The organism is Kitasatospora sp. NPDC057512, assembly GCF_042802135.1.
Classification (GTDB): Bacteria; Actinomycetota; Actinomycetes; order Streptomycetales; family Streptomycetaceae; genus Kitasatospora.
On record NZ_JBHVET010000018.1, the window covers coordinates 18260 to 30619 of the forward strand.

Below are 12360 nucleotides of genomic sequence, written 5' to 3' on the forward strand. Positions count from 1 at the left end.
GGGGCGTACCGGCGTGCAGGCCGGTGCCGGCAGGTGGGCCGGTGCCGCCGGGCACCGGGGGCGGGTCAGTCCTTCTTGGCCTTCTTGACCGGGTCCGCCGGGTGCGGGGCCACCTTGCGGTCGCCCTTGGTGGCGATCCGCTCCTCGCACAGCCGGGCCAGCACCTCGTACCCCTTCCGGCCCATCAGCTCGGTGAGCTCGGGGCGGTAGCTGACGTACACCGCGTCCGCGCCCTGGTGGGCCGCCGGGGCGCCGGTGCACCACCAGTGCAGGTCGTGGCCGCCCGGGCCCCAGCCGCGGCGGTCGTACTCGCCGATCGTGACTTGGAGGTAGCGGGTGTCGTCGGGGCGGTCGATCCAGTCGTAGGTGCGGCGGATCGGCAGCTGCCAGCAGACGTCCGGCTTGGTCTCCAGCGGCTCGCGGCCCTCCTTGAGCGCGAGCGCGTGCAGGGCGCAGCCGGCGCCGCCCGCGAAGTCCGGGCTGTTCACGAAGATGCAGGCGCCGTCGACCCGGCGGGTCTGGCGGTCGCCGTCCTCGTCCAGCATGGTGATGCCGCCGTCGGAGACGATCCGGCCCTTGGCGTCGGTGCCCTCGGCGAAGTTCTCCCACAGCTCGGGGGTCAGCCGGGCCGCGTGCCCCAGGACGCGCTTCTCGTCGTCCTCGTCCGAGTAGTGCGCGCCCAGCGTGCAGCAGCCGTCCGACTCGCCGCGGCCCTCGCGGATGCCGTGGCAGCCCTGGCCGAAGACGCAGGACCAGCGGGAGGTCAGCCAGGTGAGGTCGCAGCGGAAGACCTGCTCCTCGTCGGCGGGGTCGGCGAACTCGACCCACGCGCGGGCGAAGTCCAGCGGGACCTCGTCGCGCGGGATCTCGCGGCGCAGGGTCGGCATCGCGAGGTCGACGGGGGCGGGGGAGGCCTTGGGCTTCGCCTTGGACTTCTTCTTGGACGTTTCTGCTGGTGCCACCCGGCAAGGGTAGAGCTTTCGGGGGCGGGAGCGCGGTGGCGGGACCGGCGGCGGGGTCGGCGGTGGGGTCGGCGGGGTCCGTGGCGGGGGCGGTGGTGGTCCGGTCGGCCGGGGTGAAGGCGGGGTGAAGAGGTCCGTCGGGCCCTGCGGGCGGGTCCGGGGGCGCGCCTAGGATGGCGGCCGGTCCGCGACGGGACCGCTACGGGGAGGTACGGGGATGGCAGGCGGCAGCACCGGGGCGTCCGGCCGCGCGGGCGGGGAGTTCGTCCTCAAGCCGTGGGAACTGCACGGCGAGGGACGGGAGTTCGAGAAGCTCGGCGGCGAACTGACGAAGGCCGTCACCGCCCTGGAGCAGGGCCTCGCCGCGCTCGGCGCCCCCTGGGGTGCGGACCGGCCGGGCAGTGGATTCGCCACCGTGTACGGGCAGGCGCGCGGTGAACTCGTCAGCGGGCTACGGGGGTTGGCCGGGCGGGTGGCCGGGGTCGGGGCCGGGCTGCACACGATGGCCGCGCGGACGGCGGACGCGGACAGCTCGGCGGCGGGCGGGTTCGGGGCGACGGCGGTGCCGGGAGCTCCCGGGGTGCCGGGGGCAACCCCCGGGGCGGTGCCCGCCGTCCCCAAGGACATGTCGGTCTGACGGACCCGGCTCGAAACCCGGCTCGAAATCCGGCTCGAAGGGGGAAGCGCGTGTCCCGGAATCTGCCCGAGGAACTGGTCCCGGTGCTGGCCCGGACCGGCCGGCAGTGGCCGCAGGCCGACGAGGAGGGCCTGCGCAAGGCCGCCGGAGTCTGGCGGGAGTTCGGCAAAGAGACCGACCGGCTCACCCGCCGCTGCGGCGAGTCCGTCCGGCGGGTCACCGCGGACAACTCCGGGCACGCGGTCGAGGCCTTCGACGCGTACTGGCAGGCCTTCAGCGGCGGCGGCAAGGGCCACCTGGACGACGCGCACAGCGCGGTCGGGCTGGTCGCCGGGGCCTTCGACACGGCCGCGCGGGCCGTGGACAGCTGCAAGGCCGAGATCATCGCGACCCTGCGGCAGCTCGCCGCCGAACTCCGGCAGGCCGAGGAGCAGGCGGCCAGGGCCAAGGAGGCGGCCGGCAAGGTTGCCGCGGCGGCGGCCGGCGGCGACCCGGCCGGGAGCGGGGTGGTCGGGAACGGGCTGGTCGGGGACGGGGCGGTCGGGAACGGGGCGGTCGGCGGACTGCGGAAGGCCGTCGGCGGCCTCGCGGCCACTGTGGAGAACGCCGCCACCGAGCAGGTCGCGGCGGGGGTGGCGGCCGTCGCCGTCGAGACCGCCGCGCTGAAGATCGGCGGGCTGCTCGCCGAACTCGGCCGCGCCATGAAGGACGCCCTGTCCGGCGTGCTCGAGGAACCGGCCGCGGTCGCCCTGCTGAAGCTCGGCAGCGCGCCGGGGACGGGGGTCACCGCCGCCTCGTACCGCAACGGGGCGTTCGACCCGCTCGCCGCCGGGCTGCCCGCCGCCCTCGCCGAACCGGGCGTGCTCGGCGCCGACGGCTCCGGGCTGGCGCTGCTCGCGGGGAGGGACGGCAAGCCGCTGGTCGGTGTGCCCGGGCTGACGGTCAAGGTGGACGAGCAGGGCCGGCCCGTCCTCGGCCCGGACGGGCGGCCGGTCATCCTCCGTGCCGACGGCACGCCGGTGGCCGACGCCACCGGGCTGCTGGTCGTCCCGGGGCCGGACGGCAAGCCGGTGGTCGGGGTGGCGGACCTGGCGGTCCGGCTGGACGAGCACGGGCAGCCGGTGCTCACCGACGAGGACGGCAAGGCGCTCCGCGGGGTGCCGCTCGCCGGGCTGACGCCGGGGGCGGACCGGCCGGGGGCGGACCGGCCGGGGGCGGACGGGCCGGGTGGTGACAAGCCGCTCGCGGGTGCGGCGCCCGACGGGCCGGCGGTGCCGAAGGTGCCGGGCGCGGTGACGGTGGCCTCGGCCGCGGTGGCGGACCCGGGGGCGGTCGGCGGGGGGCCGGACGTGGCGAGCGCTTCCGTGGGCGCGTCGGCGGGCGGTGCGTCGGCGGGCGGTGCGGCGGCCGCCGGGGGTTCGCCGGGGCAGCACCGGGCGACGGGCGGGGGTGGCGGTGGCGGTGACTGGGCACCGCCGGCACCGGCCGTTGCCGCGCCGGTCCGGCAGAGCGGCGGGTCGGCGGGCTGGTCGGACGGGGACTACCCGCTCCAGGCGCCCGCGGCCGCCTCGCACAGCGGCGGGGGTACGGGCTGGAGCGGTGGCGGCGGGCCGGTGACCGTACGGACGGACTCGGTGAGCGCGCCGGCCGCGCCCGCCAGCGCACCCGTCACCGCGCCGCCCGCCGGAGGACCCGCGTACGGCCCTGCGCCGGAGACCCCCTCGGCGGTCCGGCCGGTCGGGGTGCCCGGGCAGTTCGGGACCCCGGCGTACGGCGGCGGGTACGGCGGGTACCAGGCGGCCGGTCCGGTCGCCACCGTCGGGCCGGGGCCGCTGGCGGGCACCGGCGGCGGGCCCGCGAACGTGGCGGCCCCGTTCGGCAGCGGCGTCGGGGCGGGGGCGACCGGCGGCCCCGGCGGCGTGGTGGGCGGTGGACCGGCCGTCGGCGGGCCGACTGTCGGCGGTCCGGCCGCCGGAGGGCCGCAGCCCGGCGCGCCGGTGGCCCGGACCCCGGTCGGCGCGGTGCCGCCCCCGGCCGCGCCCCCGGTCGTCGGGACCACTCCGGTGATCGGCCGGCCCGAGGCACACCCGGTGGAGGCCCGGCGGCGGGAGAGCGCGGCGGGCCCCGCCGACCCGACCCTCGCCTGGGGAGCGGTCCCGGTCGCGACCGCCCACGCGATGGCCCTCCAACTCGCCCTGCGTGCCCGGCGCGGAGCCCAGCCGGAGGATCCGGCGGTCCGGCCGCGCAGCATCGCCGACAGCCGTCCGTACGGCCTGCCGGGCGGGCTCGCGCCGGTCGACCCGGAGCACCAGGCCGAACTCGAACGCCGCGCCCCCCGGGACGCGGACGGCCTGCCCGTCCGCCACCCCGACCCGGCCGCCGGCGGCTGGGCGGAGGCCGTCAACGACGGCGGCCACCGCGAACCGGGCCGGGCCAACAACAGCCTGGAGATCGCCCTCTCGGCGGTCGAGTGCTACACCGGTCGCCCGACCTGCGCGGCCCCGCGCATCCCCACCGAGGGCGACGCCGGCGAACGAGGCGGCCGCGACCGCGCCGAACGCGAACTCGGCGCCCCCTTCCGGGACCTGGGCGACGGCGCCCCGGCCTTCGACCGCCTCGCCGACGGTCTCCGCCGCGCCGGCCACGGCTCCCAGGCGGTGCTCCTCACCCTCGACGCCTACGGCCGCCCGCACGCCTGGAACGCCGTCAACCACCAGGACGCCGTCACCTACCTCGACCACCAGCTCGCCCGCCAGGCCCCCACCCCCCTCCACCCCGCCACCCACGGCCTCTGGGCCATCGCCCTCACCCCCGAAGGCCGCCCCCTCCCCCTCACCCCCGCCGCCTGACCCGCCCCGCCTGCCCCTCGCCACTGACCCGGACCCCGTACCCCGCGCAGGAAGTCGGCCCGCCCGACTTCCTGCGCAGCCGGACGCAGTGCCCCCGGCCACCTCGCTTCCTGAGCCGCACCCCGCCCCTGACTCGCACGGCCTGCCCTCGCCCCCTCCCCCTCACCCCCTGCCCCCTAGCCACCTGACTCGCGCCACTGACCCGCCCCCGGACCCCGCGCAGGATGTCGGCCCGCCCGACTTCCTGCGCAGCCGGACACGACACTCCTCTGTGGAGAAATCTGTAGACCGGTCGCCATATTCGCCGCACGGGACCGGGGGTAGCCCGCGCGAGAAGTCGGCCCGGCCGACTTCCTGTGCGCGATCGAGCCAGCCAGGTCGAGGTTCGCCAGGTGCTGCATAGGAAGTCGGCGGAGTCGACTTTTCGTGCGCAGGGCGGAGTGCGGGTTGGCAGAATCTGTAGACCGATCTGCATATTTCTCCTGAAGATGCATGGAAAGTCGGGCTGATCGACTTCTCGTGCGCAGAGGGACAGGGTCGGTGGCAGGGGGAGCCACGCCAGAAGTCGACGGGGCCGACTTCCTGCGCGCGCTTTTGAGCGGGGCGGGGCGTGGCCTGCCCGGGACTATGTAGACCGGCCGTCATATTCGCTCGGGTTCTGTGCACGCAAAGTCGGTGGGGCCGACTTTTCGTGCTGGGGGGTGTGGGTCAGCAAGGGTGTGCAGGCAGGGCGTCGCATTCCTTGCAGGGGGAGGTGTGGGAAGTCGGTGGGGCCGACTTTCCACGCGGGGTGGGTGGCAGGGGTGGGGAGTCGGTGGGGGCGTAGGGTCGCGGGTCGGGCAGGGACGGGGTCGGGGAGGGCCGGATGATTGCGCGGGCGCAGGCGGTGGAGGCGGGGCAGCGGTGGATCAACGGGGATCTGCCGCAGGGTGCCGGGGCGGTGCGGCGGGTGTGCACCCACGAGTTCGAGCTCGGCTGGGTGGTGTGGGCGGAGCCCGCCCGGGTGGTGGTCGACCCGCGGACGGGGGAGCGGCGGGCGCCCGAGGAGGTGGGGGCGGCCTGCGCCGTGGTGGACTGGGAGAGCGGGCGGTTCACGGTGTGGCCCTCGGTGCCGGTGGACGAAGTGGTGGGGCTGTACCGGGACTTCGTCGGCGCGGGCGGCTACGACCCGACCCTCCCGCCGGCCACCGGCCGGGGCGCCCGGGCCGAGCTGACCTACCGGGACGGCACCGGCGAGGAGCGGTCGCTGGCCCTGCGGTCCGCGGCGGGCCTGCCGCACCCGGTGCTGCGCGGCTGGTGGTGGCTGCGCGAGCAGGGCGTCGCCGCCGAGGACGTGCTGGCCGTCCGGACCGACCTGCGGCCGAGCGCCCTGCCCGGCGGCTACTGGTCGTACGCGCTGGCCGCCGAACTGCCCCACGTCCGGGTCGACTTCGAGCTTCCGTACGGTCCGCGCTTCGACCACCGGGCCGCCGCCGTCCGGGCGCTGCCGGCGCCGCCGGACGGTCCGGCCCGCAACCGGGTGCCCTTCCCCCGCGCGGTGCGCAGCGCACCCGGCACATCGGGCACATCGGGCGAGCCCGACGCCGCGCTCGCCACCCGGCTCGCGGAGCGGTTCGGTCCGGCGGGCGTCCAGCGCTTCGAGCCGGCCGACGTCGCCCGCGCCGAACTGCCCGGGGACGCGGCCGCGTTGCTGCTGGCGGTGGGCGTCCCGGTGGCCGTTCCGGGGTTCTTCGCGCTGCACCACCCGGGCGCGGAAGCGATCGCCGACGGCACCCACCGGGGCACCGTCCTGCCCCCGCTCGCCGCGCACCTGGCCGGGCTCGGCCGCGGCACCCGGGTGGCCGAGCGGGAGCGCCTGGCGCTCGCCGGGCAGTCGGTGCTGGGGACGGACGGCTGGGCGCTGCTGGCCCTCGACCCGGTGGACGGCGCCGTCCGGGCGGTGGACCCGGACTACGCGACCGCCCGCCACTGCAACGCGGACCTGCGCGCCTTCGTCCGCTGCCTGGAGGTGTTCGCCGGCTGGTGGCCGGCACTGCGCGGGCTCGACCCGGTCGCCGCGGGCGGGGCGGTGGACACCCTGCAGCGCGCACTGGCGGCCGTCGACGGCACGGTCTTCGCCGACCCGGAGAACTGGTGGGCCGTCATCGTCGAGCAGCTGTGGGACGGCCTCCTCTGACGGACGGCGGGCCCCGGATCACCGGCCCGTCCACTCGCCCGCCGCCCGTCCGCCGTCCGTGCGCCCACCCACCCCTCCACCCGCTCACCGACCGGTTCCGGACCGGCGCGAATACCGCCGCACCCCCTCTCACCAGGGCCCGGATCGCGTAGCGTGGAGAGTTATGCGACTCGGTGTGCTCGACGTAGGTTCCAACACGGTCCACTTCCTCGTGGTGGACGCCCATCCGGGCGCTGCTCCGCTGCCCGCGTACTCGCACAAGGCCGAGCTGCGTCTGGCGGAGCTGCTGGACGAGGACGGCGCGATAAGCGAGGCCGGGGTCGAGCGACTGGTCGGCCACGTCGCGTCCTCGCTGCGGGTCGCCGAGGACAAGGGCGTCGTCGACATCCTCCCGTTCGCGACCTCCGCCGTGCGCGAGGCCGCCAACGGCGAGGAGGTGCTGCGCCGGGTGGCCGCCGAGACCGGGGTCGAGCTGCGCGTGCTCTCCGGGCAGGACGAGGCCCGGCTCACCTTCCTGGCCGTCCGCCGCTGGTTCGGCTGGTCCTCGGGCCGGCTGCTCAACCTGGACATCGGCGGCGGTTCGCTGGAGATCGCCTGCGGCCTGGACGAGCAGCCGGACGTCGCCTGCTCGCTGCCGCTGGGCGCCGGCCGGCTGACCGCCCGCTGGCTGGCGGGGGACGTCGCCGACCCGGAGGGGCTGCGCGAGCTGAGACGCCACATCCGGGCCGAGCTCGCCACCGTGGTCGGCGAGATCACCCGGCTCGGCCCGGCCCGGCACGCGGTCGCCACCTCCAAGACCTTCAAGCAGCTGGCCCGGATGACCGGCGCCGCCCCCGCCGACGCCGGTCCGTACACCGACCGCCGGCTCACCCGCAGCGGGTTGGCCGCCTGGCTGCCCCGGCTGTCCGCGATGACCGTCGCCGAGCGCGCCCGGATCCCCGGCGTCTCCGAGGGCCGGGCCAAGCAGCTGCTGGCCGGTGCGCTGGTCGCCGACGCCGCGATGGACCTGTTCGGGCTGGAAGAGCTGGACGTCTGTCCGTGGGCGCTGCGCGAGGGCATCATCCTGCGTCGCCTGGACACCATGGACAGCCCGGCCGACCGCCGCCGCCCGGCGCTCACCCCGTAAGCCGGGCGCGCACTCCGGGGGCGCCTGGACAGCTGTCCGGACACCAGTCCCGGACGACCGCCGGACGACCGCCGATCGACCGCCGATCGACCGCCCCGGGACAACGTGCCGATGGTCACTGCGCCGGTCATCCCGCCCCGTTCGCCGCGTGCTCCGCTTACGCTGTCTCCCGTGGTGCAACCAGCGGGCGAGGACGGAACGCAGGAGGACCGCACTCCCGGGAACGGGCAGTCGCGGCCGGACGGCCCGCGCCGCAGGCTCGGCAAGGCGGTCACGGGCGCCACCGCCGCCCAGGCCGCCAAGCAGGCCTCGAAGGCGGTCAAGGCCGCCCAGCGCACCGCGAAGACCGCGGCGGCGAAGACCAGCGCGGCGAAGACGGCGAAGACGGCGAAGCCACCCACCGCGAAGCAGTCCACCCCGAAGACGTCCACCGCCAAGCAGCCCGCCCCGAAGCGGCCCGCCGTCAAGCCCGCCCCGAAGGAGACCCGCACCGCCCGGGCCGCCGGCGCCGCCAAGGCCGCCGTCCAGTCGGTCCGCTCGGTCAAGGCCGCCAAGCGCGACGCCGCCCGCCCGCCGCTGCTGCGCACCACCGACCGGCTGGTGCTGCCCCGGCACCCGGCCCTGCACATCCCGGACACCAAGGTGGCGCTGTCCACCGCCTCGGTGTACCCGGCGAGCACCGCCGTCGCCTTCGAGCTGGCCGCCAAGCTCGGCTACGACGGGGTCGAGGTGATGGTCTGGAACGACCCGGTCAGCCAGGACATCGACGCCCTGCGCCGGCTCTCCGACGCCCACGGGCTGCCCATCCTGGCCGTGCACGCGCCCTGCCTGCTGATCACCCAGCGGGTGTGGAGCACCGACCCCTGGACCAAGCTGGTCCGGGCCCGGGCGGCGGCCGAGAAGCTCGGCGCGAGCGCCGTGGTCGTCCACCCGCCGTTCCGCTGGCAGCGCCAGTACGCCCGGGAGTTCGTCGAGGGGATCCACCGGATGGCGGGCGAGACCGACGTCCGCTTCGCCGTCGAGAACATGTACCCGTGGCGCTACCGCGACCGCGAGATGCTCGCGTACGCCCCCGGCTGGGACGTCACCGACGAGGAGTACCGGCACTTCACCATCGACCTCTCGCACGCCGCCACCTCTCGGATCGACACCTTCGCCATGGTCGAGCGGATGGGCGACCGGCTCGCCCACGTCCACCTGGCCGACGGCAGCGGCTCCGGCAAGGACGAGCACCTGATTCCCGGCCGCGGCAAGCAGCCCTGCGCCGAGCTGCTGGAGCACCTCGCCCGTACCGGCTTCGACGGCCACGTGGTGCTGGAGGTCAACACCCGCCGCTCGGCCTCCCCCGCCGAACGCGAGGCCGACCTGGCCGAGGCCCTCGCTTTTACCCGCTTGCACCTGGCCACCCCCTCGCGCGTACGCTGAGCCGCCCGGTCCGCCCGGGCGCCAACTTCCTTACGAAGGGGGACGCATGACGGAGGGTCGGAACTACCGCGAGGCCGCCGCGAGCTTCGGCGGGGTCGCCGCCGAGTACGAGCGGGGCCGTCCCGGCTATCCCGACGAGCTGTTCGACGCGCTGGAGCGGCTCTGGGGCCGCGGCCTCGCCGGTGCCCGGGTCCTGGACGTCGGCGCCGGGACGGGCATCGCGACCCGGCTGCTGGCCGCCCGGGGCGCGGAGGTCGTCGCCGTCGAGCCCAGCCCCGGCATGGCCGCCCGGTTCCTGGCCTCCTCGCCCGGTCTGCCGCTGGTCCGGGGCACCGGTGACGACCTGCCCTTCCACGACGGGTCCGTCGACCTGGTCGCCTACGCCCAGGCCTTCCACTGGACGTACCCCGAGAAGTCCGTCCCCGAGGCGGTCCGGGTGCTGCGGCCCGGGGGCGCCGTCGCCGCCTGGTGGAACGTGTACGACGAGACCGTGCCGTGGGTCCGGGCCAGGAGCGAGCGGATGGCCGCCGCCCTCCCCGACCGCTACCACGGCTACGGCGGGATCAGCGGCCACGTCGGGCACTTCGCCCCGGCCGGCCTCGCGGTCGAGCGGACGGCTCTGCGCTGGGAGCGGCGGGTCACCGTCGAGCACGTGCTCACCGACCTCACCTCCCGCTCCTACCTGGCCTCGCTCGGCCCCGAGGAGCGCGCGCCGGTGCTGGCCGCCGAACGGGAGGCCATGGTCGCCGCGTTCCCGGACGGCGTCGTGGTCGAGCCGTTCAGCCTGGACCTCACCGTGGCCGTCAAGCCCGGCTGACGCGCGGAGCCCGCCGCCAAAGCGCCCGCCCACATCGCCGCCTGCCCCGCCCCGCCGCCCGCCCGCATCGTCGCCCGCCCGCATCACCGCCTGCCCGCATCGCGGACGGACCGTCCGCCGACCGGACGGCGGGCGTAGGCTCGGTACCCACAGCGGCCCCCGAACCCTCCCAGCAGCGGGGTGCCCGCGAGAGCCCCGAAGGAGTGGAGCACAGTGCCCGAGCTGAGGTCCCGTACGGTCACCCACGGTCGCAACATGGCAGGCGCCCGGGCGCTTCTCCGGGCGGCCGGCGTAGCCCGCGAGGACTTCGGCAAGCCGATCATCGCGGTGGCCAACTCCTTCACCGAGTTCGTCCCCGGGCACACCCACCTCCAGCCGGTCGGCCGGATCGTCTCCGAGGCGATCAAGCAGGCGGGCGGCATCCCGCGCGAGTTCAACACCATCGCCGTGGACGACGGCATCGCGATGGGCCACGGCGGCATGCTCTACTCGCTGCCCTCGCGCGACCTGATCGCCGACTCGGTCGAGTACATGGTCAACGCGCACTGCGCCGACGCCCTGATCTGTATCTCCAACTGCGACAAGATCACCCCGGGCATGCTGATGGCCGCGCTGCGCCTGAACATCCCGACCGTCTTCGTCTCCGGCGGCCCGATGGAGGCCGGCAAGGCCACCCTGGTCGACGGCACCGTGCGCAAGCTCGACCTGGTCGACGCGATCTCCCAGGCGGTCAACGAGAACGTCTCCGACGAGGACATCGCGATCATCGAGGAGAACGCCTGTCCCACCTGCGGCTCGTGCTCCGGCATGTTCACCGCCAACTCGATGAACTGCCTGACCGAGGCGATCGGCCTCTCGCTGCCGGGCAACGGCTCGGTGCTCGCCACCCACACCGCCCGCCGGGACCTGTACGAGCGGGCCGGGCAGAACGTCGTCGAGATCGCGAACCGCTACTACGGCGGTGACGACGCCTCGGTGCTGCCCCGGGCGATCGCCACCCGCGCCGCCTTCGAGAACGCCATGGCCCTGGACATCGCCATGGGCGGCTCGACCAACACCATCCTGCACCTGCTCGCCGCCGCCCAGGAGGCCGAGCTGGACTTCGACATGCGGGCCATCGACGCGATCTCCCGCAAGGTGCCCTGCCTGTCCAAGGTCGCGCCGAACGGCTCGTACTACATGGAGGACGTGCACCGGGCCGGCGGCATCCCGGCCATCCTCGGCGAGCTGTACCGGGCCGGGCTGCTCAACGAGGACGTCCACACCGTGCACGCCGACTCGCTCGCCGAGTGGCTCAAGACCTGGGACGTGCGCGGCGGTTCGCCGTCCGCCGAGGCCGTCGAGCTGTGGCACGCCGCCCCCGGCTGCGTCCGCTCCGCCGAGGCCTTCTCGCAGTCCGAGCGCTGGGAGTCGCTGGACACCGACGCCGCCAAGGGCTGCATCCGCAGCGCCGAGCACGCCTACTCGGTCGAGGGCGGCCTGGCCGTGCTGTACGGCAACCTCGCCGAGGACGGCTGCATCGTGAAGACCGCCGGCGTGGACGAGTCGATCTGGACCTTCAGCGGCCCGGCCGTCGTGGTCGAGTCCCAGGAGGACGCGGTCGAGGCGATCCTCGCCAAGCGGGTCAAGGAGGGCGACGTCGTCGTCATCCGCTACGAGGGCCCCAAGGGCGGCCCGGGCATGCAGGAGATGCTCTATCCGACCTCCTTCCTGAAGGGCCGGGGCCTGGGCAAGGCCTGCGCGCTGGTCACCGACGGCCGCTTCTCCGGCGGCACCTCGGGCCTGTCCATCGGCCACGCCTCCCCGGAGGCGGCCTCCGGCGGCACCATCGCGCTGGTCGAGGACGGGGACACCATCGCCATCGATATCCCCGGCCGTCGGATCTCCCTGGAGGTCCCGGACGAGGTCCTGGCCGAGCGCCGCCGCGCCCTGGAGGCCGCGGACGGCTACCGGCCGAAGAACCGCGAGCGCCAGGTCAGCCAGGCCCTGCGGGCCTACGCCGCGATGGCCACCTCCGCCGACAAGGGCGCCGTCCGCGACGTGTCCAAGCTCGGCTGAGCCCGAGGCGAACGCCGGGCCGTGCGGAACCGGAACACCGGGCCCGCACGGAACCGGAACGCCGGGCCCGCACGGAAACGGAACGCCGGGCCCGCACCGAACGAGGAGGAGCCGTCCCACCGGCCGGGACGGCTCCTCCGCCGTGTGCGGCGGTCGGGTGATAATCGACGGCGTGAGCGAGCAGCCCCCCCCCCCCCCCCCCCCCCCCCCCCGCGCCCCCCCGCGCCCGCCCCCCCCCGTCGGGCGCACCACGCGGGGCCAAACGGCCACCGGCGGCGGGGAGCGGCCGGGGGGCGGCGGGGGGGGGGCC

Annotated in this window: 8 protein-coding genes; 7 read left to right on the forward strand and 1 reads right to left on the reverse strand. The window is 75.9% G+C overall.

The window, feature by feature from the left end; genetic code table 11:
- Nucleotides 1-65: 65 nt before the first annotated feature.
- A complete protein-coding gene (locus tag ACFU6K_RS02840) occupies nt 66-962 on the reverse strand; it encodes a hypothetical protein (protein ID WP_380660503.1) in 897 nt (298 codons plus the stop codon).
- A gap of 217 nt (nt 963-1179) precedes the next feature.
- Between ACFU6K_RS02840 and ACFU6K_RS02845 the strand changes: the two genes are divergently transcribed.
- The 7 genes from ACFU6K_RS02845 to ilvD all read left to right on the forward strand — a co-directional run bounded on the left by ACFU6K_RS02845 (nt 1180) and on the right by ilvD (nt 12050).
- Nucleotides 1180-1599, forward strand: coding sequence for a hypothetical protein (locus tag ACFU6K_RS02845; protein WP_380660504.1), 420 nt, complete (start codon nt 1180-1182; stop codon nt 1597-1599).
- A gap of 50 nt (nt 1600-1649) precedes the next feature.
- Nucleotides 1650-4448 (forward strand): toxin glutamine deamidase domain-containing protein, encoded by a 2799-nt coding sequence (locus tag ACFU6K_RS02850; protein ID WP_380660505.1) that lies wholly within the window; start codon nt 1650-1652, stop codon nt 4446-4448.
- A gap of 865 nt (nt 4449-5313) precedes the next feature.
- A complete protein-coding gene (locus ACFU6K_RS02855) occupies nt 5314-6624 on the forward strand; it encodes an SUKH-4 family immunity protein (protein WP_380660506.1) in 1311 nt (436 codons plus the stop codon).
- A 163-nt stretch (nt 6625-6787) separates the two neighbouring features.
- Nucleotides 6788-7750, forward strand: coding sequence for a Ppx/GppA family phosphatase (locus tag ACFU6K_RS02860; protein WP_380660507.1), 963 nt, complete (start codon nt 6788-6790; stop codon nt 7748-7750).
- Nucleotides 7751-8371: 621 nt separating this feature from the next.
- Complete coding sequence (locus tag ACFU6K_RS02865; protein ID WP_380660511.1) at nt 8372-9175, forward strand: sugar phosphate isomerase/epimerase family protein; 804 nt, start codon at nt 8372-8374, stop codon at nt 9173-9175.
- 46 nt (nt 9176-9221) lie between these two features.
- Nucleotides 9222-9992 carry a class I SAM-dependent methyltransferase gene (locus tag ACFU6K_RS02870; RefSeq protein ID WP_380660508.1) on the forward strand — a complete coding sequence of 257 codons (771 nt, stop codon included), beginning with the start codon at nt 9222-9224 and terminating at the stop codon, nt 9990-9992.
- Between the two features lie 213 nt (nt 9993-10205).
- Complete coding sequence (gene ilvD, locus ACFU6K_RS02875; RefSeq protein WP_380660509.1) at nt 10206-12050, forward strand: dihydroxy-acid dehydratase; 1845 nt, start codon at nt 10206-10208, stop codon at nt 12048-12050.
- Nucleotides 12051-12360 lie beyond the last annotated feature (310 nt).